This is a genomic window from Streptomyces sp. NPDC057854, from assembly GCF_042797055.1.
Classification (GTDB): domain Bacteria; phylum Actinomycetota; class Actinomycetes; order Streptomycetales; family Streptomycetaceae; genus Streptomyces.
Window position 1 is genome coordinate 127,789 of sequence record NZ_JBHVMF010000011.1, and the last position, 15,738, is coordinate 143,526.

A 15,738-nucleotide genomic window follows, 5' to 3' on the forward strand; every position below is an offset into this window, starting at 1 on the left:
ATCGATCGCGGTACGGAGCGTCCCGCTGCGAGCGTTCCCGGGCCGCCGCTCCCACGCGGCCTGCCACCCGCCAACATGGCGGGGGCCGTTGGCGGTCCGAGCGGTTCGCGGCGGTCCTAGCGCTCCGCGTTGGGGGGCCGGCCTTCCGCGGCACAGGCTGGGACCTGCCGTGGGGACCACCCAGGCGTCGCGACAGCTGACAGACGCATCTGCCGCCGTGTCGTCGGTTGCCGACGCCCCGCCTCGGCGCCCCGCCTCCGCCTCACAGACGCGCGCACCAGCACCCGCTCGGATCGGCCGGGGCGCACCGCGGCTCGCGGCCGGCAAGGATCCGGACCGACGGCGGCTTTACGCGGTCACCAGTTCGAGCCGCAAATGCTGCGCCGGCCAGGGCGGGGGATGTGCCGGGCCGAACCAGACGCGGACGTCGATCCCGGTGCGGACCGGCAGGCGAGGGCAGTCGTTCTCGGCGTGCTCGGTGCGGTGCAGCGCGTGCTCCGGGCCGAGGTGCCGGGCGGCGTAGGCGTCGAAGGCGCTCGCCCCGGACGGGTGGCAGATGGTCGCCTGCACCTCACGGGCGCCGGGCGCGGGGGTGAAGCACGGGCCGCGCAGCAGAAAGACGTCGTCGCTGTCGATCATGGTGGCGTTGGCCGCGTCGCGGTGTTCCTGCCACACGGGGCCGCCGTAGAACTCCTCCAGCGCCCGCCGGCGCCGCGCCATGTCGGGGAAGGCACGCAGCCAGACGAACCGGTCCGGGTCGTCCAGGTCGCGGAACCGGCCGCCGACGGTGATGCCGACCGCCTGCTGACCGGTCACGAACTCGCGCTCGAACAGCTCGATCAGGGTCTCACGGGCCCCGGGGTGCAGGGTGTACTGGCGCAGTTCGACGATGCTCATGCCGCCCGCCCGGTGCGGGTGAGGTCCATGGTCCAGTTGTGTTCCCAGGTACAGCCGCCGTCGGCGGAGAACTCCTGCTCCCAGCGGGCGTGGTCCGGGCCGAGGCGGTGCCAGGTGAAGTGCACCCGGATCGGGCTCCCGTCGTAGGTGTCGTCGCCGTGGAAGTCGCCGCGGTCGCCGGTGAAGCCGCCGACGACGGGCGGGTCCAGCCGGCCGGTCCGGCTGTCGGACCAATGGATCGACCAGCGTCGCGTCTCGCGGTCGAAGAGGCGCAGGGTGACACCCTGGCGATCGAGGGTGGGAAAGGTGATCTCGTCGATGTTGCCGGCGCCCCCGAACAGCGGGCGGACCACCGCGCATCCGGGGAACTCGACCCAGGTCGCGGGGCCCGCCGTGAGCGGTGCGGTGAGACGGCGGTTGGCCACGTCCCAGGTGCCGTGCAGGAAGTCGAAGTCGTTCATGCGCCGGAAGGTAGAGCCTGTCCCCTGACATCTGCTGTCAGGGGACAGGGATACTGAACGGCATGCGCGCGAGCCGGCTGGTCACCCTGCTCCTCCTGCTCCAGAACCGGGGCCGGATGACGGCCCGGCAACTGGCCGACGAGCTGGAGGTGTCCGTCCGTACCGTCTACCGGGACGTCGAGGCGCTCGCCGGCGCCGGCATCCCGCTGTACGGTGCCGCCGGCCACGCGGGCGGCTACCGGCTGGTCGACGGCTACCGCACCCGGCTCACCGGACTGACCAGCGACGAGGCGCAGGCCGCGTTCCTCGCCGCGCTCCCCGGCGCCGCCGCCGATCTCGGCCTGGGCGAGGCGCTCACCGCCGCCCAGCTCAAGCTGCACGCGGCACTGCCGGCGGAGCTGCGCGCACACGCAGGGCGGATCCAGGAGCGCTTCCTGCTAGACGCCCCCGGCTGGTACAGCGACGCCGACCGCACGCCCCACCTGGCCGCGGTCGCCGCCGCCGTGTGGGAGCGGCGGGCGATGCTTCTGCGGTACCGGCGCTGGCGGGCGCCGGAGGAGATCGAGCGGCGGGTGGAACCGTACGGGCTGGTACTGAAGGCGGGCCGCTGGTACCTGGTCGCGGGAGGGCCGTCCGGGACCCGCACGTACCGCGTCGACCAGGTCCTCGCCGTGCGTCCGCTGGCGGAGTTCGCCGTACCGGAAGGGTTCGACCTCGCCGCTTACTGGAAAGAGCATGTGGCGGGCTTCCGGGCCCGGTTGCACACCGGGGAAGCCTTGGTACGGCTCACGCCGGAGGGCGCCCGCCGTCTCGGAGTGACGCCCACGGACGGCGGTTGGACCGAGGCCCGGATACCGATCGAGTCCGTCGACCACGCCCACGGGGAGTTCCTGCGCCTGGGCACGGACATCGAGGTCCTGGCCCCGGTCGAGCTGCGCGACCGCATCACGGCGACCGTCCGCACCTTGGCCGCCCGCTACGGGGACCGTCCCGCACAAGGCGACGCCTAGGGGTGACTTTCGGATCACCGTGCCGCAGAGCGTTGGACGTTCGATTCGGTGGTCGTTCGGGCATGGTCCTGGTTGGCGTCCGCTGATGCGCTCGGGTACCCCCCCCTGGTGGTGGGTGGCGCCGTCACAGAGCCCGGATGGGGAGGGGCACTCACGTGGGCCACGGCTCGGCTCCGTTCCCAGGCGTAGTGCGACAATCGGGCGATGTCCGAGGAGCTGTCGCGCTGGTATCGAGGTCGGCTGGTCGTGGGGCCGTTCAGGTCGTTCGACCTCCGGGAAGTCGAACGTCCCGAACGCGAGATCGGACTGCCGCTGCCGCCTTCCTATCGCTCGTTCCTGGAAGCGGCCGGTGTGGAAGGTCTCCCGTACTCGGTCCGCGTGCCGGCCTGTGCCCCGGAGCCGCTTCAGGGTCTCGGCGACCTCTTTCGGCTCGGCGTCGACGACGATGGCGCATACGGCTGGGGCACGCTGCTGGGCGAGTACCGGCGCAGCCGTGAAGGGTGGCTCGCCCGTGAGGTGTCGCTGGCGGGGCTCCTCCCGATCGCCCGTAACGGCGTTTCCCGGTGCCGAAAGCCCGGTGAGTATCCGTACTCATGTGCAGGGGTCCGTCACCGCCGCATGCTGGCCGCATGCGGTGGACAGACGGTGGGGGGGGCATCGGTGGTGAGGGTGGGGCGCGGCGGGAGGCCGTCTGCTGGTCAGCAGGTGGGGGTGGGCTTGGCCCTCCTCATCCTCGACTTGCTGGTCATCGCGTGGCTGGTGTTCGGTTACGGGATGGCCGGCTGGGCCGACAGCTACGACCAGGTCAACGCGCCTGACGCGCCCGGGGTGGCGTGGCAGGGAGTGTGGATCCTGGCCGGGGGTGCCGTCGTGACAGGCGGCGGCCTGATGGCCCTGCGGTACCGGGTTGCGGGGATTCTGCAGGTGGTCGTGCTGGGCATCGGGGCAGGGCTGCTCGCTGCCTTGGCGCGTTCTGGTTAGGGGGCTTGGGTCTAGGGCTCGGGCGGGCGGCGCGTTCAGCAGGTCTTCTGGTAGGGGACGCCCGGCGCGTAGGTCTTCCAGTCCGCCGGGGAGAGGCCGGTGCCCAGGCGGGCGCAGAGTGCTGCGGCGGCGCGGTCGGGATCGATGTCGTACGACTGGACGCGTACGTGCGCGCCCGCCGCCCGGAGGGTGGTCCCGTCCGGTGCGAAGGCGAGGGCGCGGATCGTGTCGCCCGGCGTCGGCAGCGCGGCGCCGAGGAGGCGGTGGGACGCCGTGTCCCAGAGTTGCAGCGTGCCGGAGTTCCCCGCGACGGCGAGGACGGTGGCGTCGGGCGAGAAGGCGAGCGCGGACACGGCCTCGTCCTCCACGTGGCGGGCTCCCGTGTGGGTCCCGGCGAGCGACCCGAGGCGTGCGCGCAGGTCGCCGTCCCAGATGGTGACGCGGCCCAGTGTGTCGCCCGCCGCCAGCCGGGTGCCGTCCGGGCTGAAGGCGAGGGCGGTGGTGTCGTCGCTGCCCAGCACCCGCTGCCGGACGCGGCCGGAGCGCAGATCGGCGACCGCGTCCGTCCAGGAGACGGCCGTGCCGCCGTCGGGGCGCAGGACCACTTCCTCCCCGGTGAAGCCGGACAGTGTGCGCAGGCGCTTGCGGGCCGGGACGTCCCACAGTTCGAGCACGTCGCTGTGGCCCGTGCGGGAGACGGCGAGCGTCCGGCCGTCGGCGCCGAGCGCGATCCCTGAGATCTCGGAGGGCAGTTCGTCCTCGGGGCGGGGCGTACCGCCTGCGTCGAGGTCCAGCGTGGCGAGCGCCCGGCGCGCGCGGATGTCCCACACGGTGATGAGCCGGGGTTCGGCGGCGTCAGGGGCGATGTCCTGCCGGGCGCGGCCGTAGGCGAGGTATCCGCCGTCGGGGCTGAACGCCAGGCGGTCGAAGCAGCTGTTCTCTGGCGGCACCGAGGTGACGGCCAGGTCGGTGCCGGCTCCCTGCGGTTGTTCGCCGGCCGGGGTGCTCTCCTGGTCCGCGGTGGCGGCGTCGTCCGCCGGCCCTTCCGCGGATGCCGACCATTCTCCGCTCGCCGTGCCCCGCCCGGCCGGTGTGCCGTCGCCGTCCTCGTCCTCGGGGGATTCGTCCGGCTGCTCGTCCGCCGGGAGGAGCGGGCAGGGGACGCCCGGAAGCTCGTCGCGGAGCCGGCCGCGGTCGTCCAGCAGCCGGTACACGGCCCGGTCGCCGGCGCTGTCCACGGTGGCCAGCAGCCGGCCGTCCGGGCTCCACTCGGCCTCGCCGGCCTCCCGGTCGCGCCAGCCGCCGGTGACGGCGCGGCCCAGGTTCAGCGACCGGACGATCGCTCCGCTGCTGGAGGCGTACCGTATGGCGCCCCCGGCGACGTCCAGGCGGAGGGCGTAGGGCGTCTCGTTGACCAGGGTGTAGCGGAACACCGGGGTCGCGGGGGCCGCGATGCGCCACAGCAGGATCTCGTTGGCGACGGTGGCCGCCATGGCGAACCGGCCGTCGGGACTGAACGCGAAGTGCTGGACCCCTGGGGTCTCGAGCCGGAACGCCGTACGGCCGCTGCGCAGGTCCCAGGCGCGGATGCCGCTGCCGGTGACCAGGGCGATGCCGCGGCTGTCGGGGGTGAAGGCGAAGCCTTCCTCGGAGCAGTGGTCGTCGCCCGCGTCGGGGAGCCACGGCAGCGGCAGCTTCCCGCCGCGGCCGACGCCCTCGGTGCCGGGTCCGGAGTCCTCTGTGCCGGGACCGGAGTCCTCGGCGCCGGGACCGCGTCCGAGGCTGCGGATCTCCAGGGGGCGCTTGTCCGTGCACAGCGCCAGCCAGCGGCCGTCGGGACTGACGACGCTGTCCTGGACGGTCTCCCCTGCGCGGACGGGCACGGCCAGCAGCTGACGCCGCCGCGCGACGTCCCAGACCTGCAGGCCGGTCGGGCCGTCGAACTCCCCCCAGCTCTCCACCAGCAGGGTGCGCCCGTCCGGGCCGAACTGCGCGCTCATGGCGGACGGCACGGGGAGACGGCCCGTCCCGCGACCACTGCGCACGTCCAGGAGCCGTATGCCGTCCTCCTCCAGCAGCGCCAGCGTGCGGCCGTCGGGGCTGAGGGCCGACCAGGGCGGGCCGACCTCGGCTCGGGGGTACGCTCCGGCCGGGGCGGGGGTGTGGACGTGCGTGTGGGTGCGGCGGTGGGTGCGTACGTCCCAGGTGTCGACGCGGTCCGGCGCGACGGACACCAGTGAGCGCCCGTCGGCGGTCAGGTAGCGTTCGGCGGCATCGGGAGCGGCGTCCGGAACGGTGAAGACGTCCTGCTCCTTCTGCCCGAGGGCGCCCAGCAGGGCGGACCGGGTCTGCGGGGTGGGGGCGAGGCGCCAGGCGGCGACGCTCAGCCGCATGGCCTTGAGCGGGTCGGTCAGGCGCAGTCCCTCGGCGACGGCGGCCAGCCGGCCGGCCTCCGCCTCGACGCGCCTGCGGTCGCTCGTACGGCTCTCCTGCCATGCGACGCCGACGGCGAGCAGGGCCAGCACCAGCAGGCAGGACAGCGCCCCGGTCAGGGCGCGGCGGCGCCGGCGCTCCCGGGTGCGGCCGGCGAGGGAGGCGGTCAGGAAGGCGTCCTCGACGGCGGTGAGCGCGGCGGGCCGCCCCGTCCCGGTGCGGAAGTGCTCCTCGGCGGCGACCAGGCGGGCGCCCCGGTACAGGGCGCCGCTGTCGCGGCCGAGGTCGTCCCAGGCACGAGCGGCTTCCGTCAGCCGGCGGTGGGCGCGCAGGCGTTCGCGGTCCTCGTCGATCCAGGCGCCGAGCCGGGGCCAGGCGGTGATCAGGGCCTCGTGGGCCAGGCTGACCGTGTCGTCGTCGAGCGTGACCAGCCGGGCGCCGGCCAGCCGGTCCAGCACATGGGCGACGTCCTCGGGGGCCGCGATGTCGAGCTCGGCGCGGGGTGCGGGACGGCGGGTGTCCTGGGAGCCCTCGCCCGGTGCGATCAGCCGCAGCATCAGCAGCCTCGCGAGCTCGGCCTGCGCGGGCGAAAAGCGCGAGTGGACGTCCTCGGCCGTCTGCGCGATGGCGCCTTCCAGCCCGCCCGCGGCGTGGTACGCCTCCTCGGTGAGCGCCCGGCCGCGGCGCCGCCGCCAGGTTTCGCGCAGGACGTGCGACAGCAGCGGCAGACCGCCGGGGCGGCCCTCCACCTCCCGCACGAGCCGGGCGGTGAGGGAACGTTCGACGATCAGCCCGGCCGCCTGGGCCGGCCTGACGACGACCTCGCGGAGCTCCGCCTGGCTCATGGGGCCCACGAGCACGCTCGTCTCGCGCAGCGCCGTGGCCAGGTCGCGGTGCTCGGCGCAGCGGGCGTAGAAGTCCGCCCGTACCGCGATGACGACCCGCAGGCGGCTGTCCGGACGGCGGGCGGCCAGCAGGAGGTCGATGAACGCGGCGCGTTCGGCCTGGTCGCGGCAGAGGGTGTACACCTCCTCGAACTGGTCGACCACGACGAGGGTGTCGCCGGGCGCCGCGTCAGCGCCGTCGCCATCGCCGTCGTCGGCCCCGTTCCCTTCGCTGGGGCGCAGCGCTGGGGCGTGCGTGGTCAAGGGGTGCTCGCCCGGGGTCAGGACGCGGATGGCCGCGAGGCGGACCGGGGCGGTGGCGGTGGTTCCCCTGGCGGTTCCGGTGGCGGCGGCGGTACCGGTTCCGACGGTTCCTAAGTGGCCGTCGCGTCGCAGGGCGGGGATGAGTCCCGCCCGCAGCAGGGAGGACTTGCCGCTGCCGGAGGGGCCGAACACGGCGGTGAAGCGGTGCTCGGCGACCGACTGCCGCAGGACGGCGGTCAGTTCGTCCCGTCCGAAGAACCTGTCGTGGTCGGCGGGTTCGAACCGGGCGAGTCCCTGGTACGGGGGGACCTCGGAGGAGTCGTCGTCCCGGACCCTCGCGGCCAGCGCCTCCGCCTCCGTCTCGCGCCAGCGGCGCTCCCACGCGTGCGGATCGCCGCCGCAGGCCGTGACGTAGGCGAGGGTGACCGCCAGCGAGGGCAGGTGCTCGCCGGCCGCCGCCTGCGAGAGGGACGTCACGGAGTAGTGGGCGCGCCGGGCCATCTCGCGGTAGGTGAGGCCGCCTGCCTCCTGGCGCAGCTTGCGCAGCTCGTACGCGAACCGCTGGACCGGTCCCTCGTTCGGATCGACCGGTGTCTCACGACGCCCCATGGTGTGCCTCCCCCGTCCCCCCGTGCGCAAGTCCGGTCCGCGCACGACGGGCCAGGCTATGGAGCCCGCGAGCGGCGCGGCAAGCGGTGATCCGGTCGTCCACCGGCGGTTTCTTCTTTGTTCGGTCCGGCGGAAGGGGCCTGCTGAACAACCGTCGGCGCTGGTGAACTCGGTGTCGCCGGCCCGGTCGGGGCCGGAGGCAGCCCCGGTCACGGGGCACTCGACGGGAGGAACCCTTCATGATCACGACACGTTCGGCCAAGCCCGCGCACCGGTCCCTGAAGGCCCTGGCGACCGCGGGAGCGGCCGCCGTGGCGGTGGGCCTGGTCCCGGCGGCGGCCGGGGCGCAGGCGCCGGCGGCTCCGCAGCCGGCCGCGGTGACGACGGCCGAGGCGCCGGCGGCCGTCACCGCCGCCGCGAGGAGCTACACGTACCTCCAGTTCAAGAAGAACAAGAAGGACCCCTCCAACTCGCGCCTGTCGCTGATCCACGTCCGGCAGATCACCCCCGACAGGACGCGCTCGTACGTGCTCGACAGCTGGCGCGCCGGGTCGGGCCTGGGCGACGCCAAGAACGCCAAGCGGAAGGTCGGGCAGAACGCCTGCCAGAAGAACGTGGGCTGGCTGCCCAACGGCGACTACAAGATCGAGTACTTCAAGAACAACTTCGCCGGCACCATCAACGGCATCGTCTGGAAGCTCCAGGACAAGCGGTGCAAGTCGAACGGGAAGAAGGGCACGAAGCGCGACGCGCTGTTCATCCACAGCGAGATGAAGTCCAACGGCAAGCAGGGCAGGACCGAGCCGACGCGCTGGGACGGCAACGGCGACTACAAGTCGGCCGGCTGCATCAAGCTCAAGCCGTCGGACATCCGTGAGCTGAAGGGGTACCGCAACAACTTCCCGAAGCCCACGCGCCTCTACGTCTCCTGACGTCACACCGACCCGGCTCCGGCCCTCGCCCCCACTCCGGGGCGGGGGCCGGGCCCCTTGCCGGGGCACCTGGGCACGGTCCCGGCCGGTGTCAGCAGGCGGGTTCGGTACCCGCGGCGGCGTCGTCGTCGAAGTGGACGGTGCCGTCCTCGTCGAGGCGCGGGTGGAGGACGGCGGGAGGTTGACTGTTGACGTCGGAAGGGCGGGGGCCTTCGGGGCCGTCCGAACCCCAGCGCAGCAGGCGTCGGGAGCGGGTGATGCGGTAGACGGTGCCCTCGGCTTCGACCTGGTCGCAGCGGCCGGCGCGCAGCCTGTCCGCGGCCTTCGCGAGTGCCTTGAGCTGCGCGGCTGCCTCGTCGGGGGTGCCGGCGGCCGGGTTGCGGGCGTCGACGGTGCGGTCGGCTTCGTAGGGGATCAGGCCGCGGATGCGCGGTTCCATCCAGGTCAGGGCGAAGTCCAGGGTGCGGCGGGCGTCGTGGGCGGTGGCGAGGAGGCAGCTGCCGGGAGACCACGGGCCGTCGCCGGACCGCTCGGTGATCAGGAACGCCGCCGGCATCAGGACGACGTCCGGGTGGCTCTTCACGGCCCGCGCGGAGTCGGCGAGGACCGCGTCGGGGAACCGGGCGCCGCCGTAGGCCAGGGTGCGCAGGGCGACGCGCTCCGCCGCCCGCAGCGGGGTGAGGGGAGCGTCGGGGTCCAGCACGAGCCCGTCGTCGACCCGGGGGCCTCGGGCGCGGGTGCTCCAGTCGCGGGTGAGGGGTTCGGGGTCGGTCGGCCGCGGGGTCTCGACGTCGCCGAACTCGTCGACGGCCGCGTACTCCTCGGCCCGTACGACGCGGTAGCGGGTGTCGTCCACAGTGAGCTCGTCCACGAGCTCCTTCTCCAGGCGGGCGACCGCCGCCAGCAGCGCCCGTCGTTCCTCCCGGCTCTGCGCCTCGTCCTTCGCCCGGAACCAGAGCAGGGAGTTCAGCGCGTCACGGGCCTGCTGCGGACAGCTGTGGGTGACCTCGGCGACCACCCGCCACCGCCGCCCGTCCCGCGGGCCCTGCGCGGCGACGCCGAACAGCGGGCCCCGGATCGCCAGCCCTCTGTGGCGCGCCGCGGCGTCGAGGGCATCGGCCTCGATCGCGGCCTCCACCGGCTCCACCGGAACCCTCACCACCACCGGCCATTCCCCCGGCACCGCGTCCAGATCGCTCATGCCACCATCGTCGCGGCCCCGCACCGCTCACATCACGAAATCAGCGAAATTCCCCCTCGGTCGGGGGGCGGGACGCGCCGGGCTGTCGGCTGCCGCGGGCCGTGGCACTCGTGTCCCGCAAGGGTTACGGTCTGAAGTGCGTACGGTGCGCCCATGTCATGGGATGAAAGCGGCATCCCGCATCGGGTCGCTTCGCGCAGGTCGGGGACGACCGAGCTGGAACCGGACCGGCTGCCGGAGGTGCGCGAGCTCGTGGAGAGGGGCTGGGCTCCGGCACCCGAAACACCGATGTGGGTGTTCCTCCCCTACGTATGGCCGGCCGAAGCCCGGACCTGGGTTCCCGACCGGTCGACCCGCTGGCAGCTCGACACCACCCTTGATGCCGCCGGCCGGGTCCTGGACGTCGAGTGTCGTCCCCTCTCGCGGGAGGAGAAGGAGACCCAGGAACAGGACGCCGCGGCCGATCTCGCCCTCGCCGGGGTCCCGCCCCGACCGCGAGGACGGCTGTGGCTTCTTCGTCCGGTCGGCGGTCTGGAGAACCTTGCGGCGGTTCTGGAGCACCTGTGCGCGGCTGCTGAAGCACGCGGGGTGGACACGGGACTGTCTGTCGCCTTCACGGAGCTGGGCGCGGGCGAACTGGCGGCGCTCGCCGGGAGTTGATCACGGCAGCCGGGCGGAAGCGCAGGGGGGAAGAGGCCCGGGCTTCGCGACATCGGTCACCGGGCCTGGGTGCCGGTGCCGGCCGGAGAGCTCGTGGTGTGGCGGGGCATGACGCCGGCGGCCGTGCGGCAGAGGCGGGGAGGGCGTACGCCGCACGCAGGGGCGGGGAGGCGGTACGGAGCCGACCGGTCGTCCCGGCGGCGCGCTTCCGCGGTCGGCCTGCCGCTCAGTCGCGCTCGTCGATGCGGGCGAGCCAGGTCGTGAGCAGTGCCTCCATCGTCCTGGCCTCGTCCTCCGTCAGGAGGTCCAGCAGCCGGCGCTCGTTGCGCATGTGGTCGCCGAACGCCTGGTCGATGAGGTCGCGGCCGGTCGCGGTGAGGGCGACGATCCGGCCCCGCTGGTCGCCGTCGGACCGGCGGCGCGTGACGAGCCCGGCCCGCTCCAGGCGGTCGATCCGTTTCGTCATCGCCCCGGTGGTGACCATGGTGTGCGCGGCGAGTTCCCCCGGCGCCCGTTCGTAGGGCTCGCCGGCGCGCCGCAGCGCGCACAGGACGTCGAACTCTCCCTCGCTGAGGCCGTAGCGGTCGTAGACGCGGCAGAGCTCTGCGGTCAGCCGGTCGGCCAGCCGGTGCAGGCGGCCGATCACGCCCTGCGGGGAGACGTCCACGTCGGGGCGCTCCCGGCGCCAGTCGGCCTGGATGCGAGCCACGTGGTCCGGAGGGTGAGGGTGCCGGTCGTCCATGCCCCCATAGTAACTTCCCAGGAAGGTATATTGGCTTCCATGGAAGCTAATGCGCGGTGGCTCGCGGTGACCGCGATCGCGCCGGTCGCCTGGGGCGCCAACTACTTCGTCACCCACGAGTTCCTGCCCGCGGACCATCCCCTCTACGGAGCCGCCTACCGGGCGCTGCCCGCCGGCCTGGTGCTGCTGGCGCTGTGCCGGCGGCGGCCGCGCGGCGCGTGGTGGTGGAGGTCCGCCGTGCTGGGTCTGCTCAACATGAGCGTGTTCTTCGCCCTCGTCTACGTCGCCTCCCAGACACTGCCGACGAGCCTCGCCTCGACCGTCATGGCGGTGTCCCCGCTGGCGATGATGCTGGCGGCCTGGCTCCTGGTCGCCGAACGGCCCCGGACCACCCACCTGGCCGGCGCGGGAGTCGGCCTCGCCGGGGTCTGCCTCATGCTGCTCACGGGTGCGCGGGAGGTGAACGCGGCAGGTGTGGCCGCTTCGGTCGCCGCCATGCTCGTGTCGTCGTTCGGCTACGTCCTGGCCAGGCGGTGGAGCGACGGCGCCGACGTGCTCGCCTCGACCGCCTGGCAGCTCACCGCGGGCGGTCTGCTGCTGCTCCCGGCGGCGGCGATCGCGGAGGGGGCTCCCCCGCCGCTCTCCGCGCCGGCGCTCCTCGGGTTCGCCTTCGTCGCGCTGGTCGCCACCGCGCTGGCCTTCACCGCCTGGTTCGCCGGGCTCCGGCACCTGCCGGCGGGGACCGTGGGGCTGCTCGGCCTGCTCAACCCCGTCACCGGGGTGCTGCTGGGCGTGGTGGTCGCGTCGGAGTCGCTGACCCCGCAGCAACTGGGCGGGCTGGCCCTGGTCCTGGCCGGAGTCGTCCTCGGCCGTCCCGTCCGCTCGGGGCGGCGCGGCCGCCGGCGGACGCCGCCCCGGCCTGCCGAGGACGACCGGACCGGGCGGGCAGCCCCCTCGCGGACCATTCCCTGACCCGGTGCGGTGGCGCCCGTCCCCTGAACGTGACGCAATGCGAAGGGCGGCGCAGGGCACGGCGGGTCCTGTGACGCCCGCGGCACGTAGCGGTCAGTCCGCCGACAGCACCTCGATCCCGTCGGCCGCGAGGCGCTCGACCACCGGGTCCCGGGGCGGCGCGTCGGTGATCAGGCCGCTGATCTCCTCCCAGGCCAGGACGCGGTACCGGGAGGCCGTGCCGATCTTCTCGGAGGAGGCGAGGACGTACGTGTCCGCGGCCCGTGCCGCGAGGGCGCGCTTCATCGCGGCGTCCTCCGCGTCGCCGGTGGTGAGACCCGCTTCCGGGTGCACGCCCGTCACGCCGAGGAGGAAGAGGTCCGCGGAGACGTTCTGCGCGGCCTCGACGGCGGCGGCACCGCAGGCCACCGCCGAATGCCGGAACAGCCGGCCGCCGATCATGAAGACCTCGGCCTTCGGGTGGTCGAGCAGCGCCACCGCGATCGTCGGGCTGTGGGTGATCACGGTGCACGCCCGGTCCTTCGGGAGCGCGTGGGCGACGGCGAGTGCCGTGGTGCCTCCGTCGAGGATGACGACGCCGCCCGGACGTACCAGTCCGGCGGCCACCGAGGCGACCCGGCGTTTGCCGTCCGGGGCCACGGACTGCCGGGTGCCGTAGTCCGCGACCGCCGGCGACACGGGAAGCGCCCCGCCGTAGACGCGCTGGCACAGTCCTTCGCCCGCCAGGTCGCGAAGGTCGCGGCGCACGGTGTCCTCGGAGATCCCCAGCCGGACGGCGACGTCCTTGGCGACGACCTTGCCCTCGCGGGCGAGCAGTTCCAGCAGGTGGTCACGCCGTTCAGCAGCCAGCATTCACGTTCTCTCCTGTTCTTGCACGTTTCTGCATGTAGTGTAGCGCCCATGAACGACAAGCCCCTGCTCATCCTCATCGCCGGCCCGTACCGCTCCGGCACCGACGGTGACCCGCGGGCGATGGCCGCCAACCTCGCCCGTCTCGAAGCGGCGGCCTGGCCCGTCTTCGCCGCCGGACACGTCCCGGTGATCGGGGAGTGGATCGCCCTGCCCGTCCTGCGCTCGGCCGGCGCCGGCCCCACCGATCCGCTCGCCGACCAGGTGCTGTACCCGACCGCCGAACGACTGCTGGCCCACTGCGACGCCGTGCTGCGCCTTCCGGGCGAGTCCGCGGGCGCCGACCAGGACGTCGCCGTCGCACGCCGCCGGGGCCTGCCCGTCTACCACGACGTGGCCGAGATCCCCGTCCTCGGTACGCGGGGTGCGGTGTGACGCCGCGCCCCGGCGTGGACGTGCCGGACCACCGCGGCCGGACCGGGCTCGACCGGGCGGGACGCGGCCTCGACCGCAACCCGGACGTCGTCGTCCGCGACGTCGAACTCACCTCGCAGGGCTGGCACGTCCTGCGCCGCACCACCTTCGACTACCGCCGGCGCGACGGGCGCTGGGAGACCCAGCAGCGCGAGACGTACGACCGGGGTGACGGCGCCGTCGTCCTGCCCTACGACGCCAGGCGCGGACGCGTGCTGCTGACCCGCCAGTTCCGTTACCCCGCCTACGTCAACGACCACCCCGACGGCATGCTCGTCGAAGCCGCCGCGGGGCTGCTCGACGCGGACGACCCCGTCGCCGCGGTCCGCCGGGAGGCGGCCGAGGAACTCGGCGTCACCCTCGGCCCCCTGACCCAGGTCCTCGACGCCTACATGAGTCCCGGCTCGGTCACCGAACGCCTCCACTTCTTCGCCGCCCCCTACACGCCCCGCGACCGGACCGGGCCCGGTGGCGGGGTGGCGGACGACGGCGAGGACATCGAGGTCCTCGAACTGCCCTTCACCGACGCCCTCGCGATGACGCGCGACGGACGCATCGCCGACGGCAAGACCATCCTGCTCCTGCAGTGGGCCGCCCTGCACGGCCCCTTCGCCCCTCGCCCGGAAGGCTCCCGTGCCGAGGACGCCGGGGACGCGGCCGCCCGTTAGGTTCCCTCGTCCGACGCCACCTCGGCGTCAGCACGGCGTCGCGGTGCGCGCACGCCGCGAGCCAAGGCCCGTCACCCGGCCTCGGGGAGCGTGGCCGAGTCGTGGAGCAGTTGCCGCACCCGCCGCAGGTCGGGACGCTTGCCGGTTCCCGCCCGGCTGACGGTGAACGTCGACCGGGAGACGAGACGGAGCAGGGGGTGGACGCTCAGGGACAGGGCGTCCGCGGTGTCGGGCAGCGCCATGCGGGGGATGAGGGTCACGCCCGCTCCAGCGGCGGCGAGGGCCGTCAGCACGCCGAAGTCGCTGCTCCGGGCCCTGATGTCCGGGACGAAGCCCGCCGCACCGCAGGCGCGCTGAATCATCTCGTAGCAGGAGGTCTCGGGGCCCGGGGTGAGCCAGGGCAGGTCTGCGACGAGGGCCAGGAGCACGGTGTAGCTGTGGACCAGGGCGAGGTCGGTGGAGCCCTTGTGCAGTTCGTCGAGGGCCTGGTCGGGTTCCCGCACGGACAGTCGCAGCGACAGTCCGGGGTGGCCGGGATCGCTGTCGGCCAGGCGTTGCCACAGCGGTGCGACGAGGGTGCGGGCCGCGGAAGCGAAGGCGGTGACGCGCACGACGCCGCGCCGACCGCTTCGCAGGGCGGCCAGCCCGGACTCGGCCGCCGCGAGTTCCGTGAGGATGATCTCGGCGTGAGCCACCAGCAGCGTGCGGGTTCGCGCTCCTGCCCTGGGGTCGTAGGACCGGTCAGTCGTCGATGACGTGGACGGCGGCCTCCTCCGCGGAGGCCGCGCCGCCGTCCAGGCCGGCGTCCTCGGCGTCCATCGCCGACCAGTCCTCGCTCCCGGGGTCCTCGTCCGGGGAGAGGAGGCGGCCTGCGCGCCGGTCGCCGACCTCGCCGTCCAGGGCCTCCCCGTCGGTGTCCGTCGTGTCACCGATGCCGTCGCCGTCGGGCACCGCCAGGTCGGGCACCTCCTCGGCCAGCCGTTCGTCGAGGGTTTCACCGTGCTCCTGCTCCTCGGCGGTCTCGCCGGTGTGACCGGCGCCCCAGGGCCGGTCGGGGGGTGAGTAACCCGTGTCGTACGGATCGGCGGGCGGGCCGTCGAGGGTGTCGCCCGCGTCGAGCAGGCCCTCGTCGTCCTGGGTCTCGCTGCCGTCGGGCTGGTAGACGTCGTCGCCCCAGGCGTCGTTCTCCGTCATGGTGGTCCCTTCCGTCGAGGCCCCCGTTCCGTCCGGTCATCGTGGCCGACGCCGCGGGCGGCCGCCACCAGGGCCTGCCCGCCCCCCGTCTCGGGGGCGCGCCCGTCGGGTGGGAGGCCGCCCGGAGCAGGCGCCCCGACGCCGCGGCCGCGGGCGGCTCCCGTCGCGGTGCTACGACGGGGGCGGCGGCAGTTCGAAGCGGAACGCGCCCTGGCCTGTGCCGAGCTGGAGCCAGAGGCGGCCGGGGTGGGTGACGACGCGCAGGGCGAGCTGGGCGCAGTCGGGGCAGCGGCCGGTGAGGCCGGGTTCGGGGCCGTACACGTGCAGCCGGCCGACCGGGGAGGCGGTGCGGCAGTCCGGGCACGTCCACCAGGCGGTGGTGGGGTCGAGCGCGAGGACCTGGGCGAGCGGGCCGGCGAGGCAGTTGCCGTCGAGGTGGTGGGCGGGTCGCTGGTTCACGGTGGTGTCCCTCGGGTCGCGGAGGAGGGGCCGGCCGGGCGGGCGCGC

The 15,738-nt window shown here is 74.1% G+C and carries 16 protein-coding genes; 7 read left to right on the plus strand and 9 right to left on the minus strand.

What is annotated here, in order from left to right:
- Positions 1-348: 348 nt before the first annotated feature.
- On the minus strand, positions 349-897 hold the full coding sequence (locus ACFVQZ_RS17945) for an NIPSNAP family protein (RefSeq protein WP_383623638.1): 549 nt from the start codon (positions 895-897) through the stop codon (positions 349-351).
- Complete coding sequence (locus ACFVQZ_RS17950) at positions 894-1,358, minus strand: hypothetical protein (RefSeq protein WP_383623641.1); 465 nt, start codon at positions 1,356-1,358, stop codon at positions 894-896. The genes ACFVQZ_RS17945 and ACFVQZ_RS17950 overlap by 4 nt, the downstream gene beginning before the upstream one ends.
- Positions 1,359-1,420: 62 nt before the next feature.
- Here ACFVQZ_RS17950 and ACFVQZ_RS17955 point away from each other — a divergent pair, with 62 nt between their 5' ends.
- Positions 1,421-2,368 carry a helix-turn-helix transcriptional regulator gene (locus ACFVQZ_RS17955; protein WP_383623644.1) on the plus strand — a complete coding sequence of 316 codons (948 nt, stop codon included), beginning with the start codon at positions 1,421-1,423 and terminating at the stop codon, positions 2,366-2,368.
- 204 nt (positions 2,369-2,572) lie between these two features.
- Complete coding sequence (locus tag ACFVQZ_RS17960) at positions 2,573-3,349, plus strand: hypothetical protein (protein WP_383623647.1); 777 nt, start codon at positions 2,573-2,575, stop codon at positions 3,347-3,349.
- A gap of 35 nt (positions 3,350-3,384) precedes the next feature.
- Here the strand turns inward: ACFVQZ_RS17960 and ACFVQZ_RS17965 are convergent, their stop codons facing one another.
- On the minus strand, positions 3,385-7,539 hold the full coding sequence (locus tag ACFVQZ_RS17965) for a DNA-binding protein (protein ID WP_383623649.1): 4,155 nt from the start codon (positions 7,537-7,539) through the stop codon (positions 3,385-3,387).
- A gap of 239 nt (positions 7,540-7,778) precedes the next feature.
- On the opposite strand from ACFVQZ_RS17965, the gene ACFVQZ_RS17970 reads away from it, so the two are divergent.
- Complete coding sequence (locus tag ACFVQZ_RS17970) at positions 7,779-8,471, plus strand: hypothetical protein (protein ID WP_383623652.1); 693 nt, start codon at positions 7,779-7,781, stop codon at positions 8,469-8,471.
- Between the two features lie 91 nt (positions 8,472-8,562).
- On the opposite strand, the gene ACFVQZ_RS17975 is transcribed toward ACFVQZ_RS17970, so the two are convergent.
- On the minus strand, positions 8,563-9,672 hold the full coding sequence (locus tag ACFVQZ_RS17975; RefSeq protein WP_383623655.1) for a DUF5954 family protein: 1,110 nt from the start codon (positions 9,670-9,672) through the stop codon (positions 8,563-8,565).
- A gap of 153 nt (positions 9,673-9,825) precedes the next feature.
- Between ACFVQZ_RS17975 and ACFVQZ_RS17980 the strand changes: the two genes are divergently transcribed.
- Entirely contained in the window at positions 9,826-10,332 is a 507-nt protein-coding gene (locus ACFVQZ_RS17980; RefSeq protein ID WP_383623658.1) for a DUF5956 family protein, read from the plus strand.
- A gap of 226 nt (positions 10,333-10,558) precedes the next feature.
- On the opposite strand, the gene ACFVQZ_RS17985 is transcribed toward ACFVQZ_RS17980, so the two are convergent.
- Positions 10,559-11,074, minus strand: coding sequence for a MarR family transcriptional regulator (locus ACFVQZ_RS17985; RefSeq protein WP_030496313.1), 516 nt, complete (start codon positions 11,072-11,074; stop codon positions 10,559-10,561).
- A gap of 39 nt (positions 11,075-11,113) precedes the next feature.
- On the opposite strand from ACFVQZ_RS17985, the gene ACFVQZ_RS17990 reads away from it, so the two are divergent.
- Positions 11,114-12,046 (plus strand): DMT family transporter, encoded by a 933-nt coding sequence (locus ACFVQZ_RS17990; protein ID WP_383623661.1) that lies wholly within the window; start codon positions 11,114-11,116, stop codon positions 12,044-12,046.
- Between the two features lie 93 nt (positions 12,047-12,139).
- Here the strand turns inward: ACFVQZ_RS17990 and ACFVQZ_RS17995 are convergent, their stop codons facing one another.
- The gene (locus ACFVQZ_RS17995; protein ID WP_383623664.1) at positions 12,140-12,898 is read right to left on the minus strand and encodes a DeoR/GlpR family DNA-binding transcription regulator; all 759 of its coding nucleotides are present in this window, start codon (positions 12,896-12,898) and stop codon (positions 12,140-12,142) included.
- 48 nt (positions 12,899-12,946) lie between these two features.
- On the opposite strand from ACFVQZ_RS17995, the gene ACFVQZ_RS18000 reads away from it, so the two are divergent.
- Complete coding sequence (locus tag ACFVQZ_RS18000; protein ID WP_030496316.1) at positions 12,947-13,330, plus strand: hypothetical protein; 384 nt, start codon at positions 12,947-12,949, stop codon at positions 13,328-13,330.
- Positions 13,327-14,037 carry an NUDIX domain-containing protein gene (locus tag ACFVQZ_RS18005; protein WP_383623668.1) on the plus strand — a complete coding sequence of 237 codons (711 nt, stop codon included), beginning with the start codon at positions 13,327-13,329 and terminating at the stop codon, positions 14,035-14,037. The genes ACFVQZ_RS18000 and ACFVQZ_RS18005 overlap by 4 nt, the downstream gene beginning before the upstream one ends.
- 71 nt (positions 14,038-14,108) lie before the next feature.
- Here ACFVQZ_RS18005 and ACFVQZ_RS18010 read toward each other — a convergent pair whose 3' ends face one another.
- From ACFVQZ_RS18010 to ACFVQZ_RS18020, 3 genes are all read right to left on the minus strand, one after another.
- Positions 14,109-14,732, minus strand: coding sequence for a LysR substrate-binding domain-containing protein (locus ACFVQZ_RS18010; protein ID WP_383623671.1), 624 nt, complete (start codon positions 14,730-14,732; stop codon positions 14,109-14,111).
- Positions 14,733-14,778: 46 nt separating this feature from the next.
- On the minus strand, positions 14,779-15,231 hold the full coding sequence (locus ACFVQZ_RS18015; RefSeq protein ID WP_030496319.1) for a DUF5709 domain-containing protein: 453 nt from the start codon (positions 15,229-15,231) through the stop codon (positions 14,779-14,781).
- A gap of 171 nt (positions 15,232-15,402) precedes the next feature.
- A complete protein-coding gene (locus ACFVQZ_RS18020; RefSeq protein WP_030496320.1) occupies positions 15,403-15,690 on the minus strand; it encodes a DUF6510 family protein in 288 nt (95 codons plus the stop codon).
- Positions 15,691-15,738: the final 48 nt, after the last annotated feature.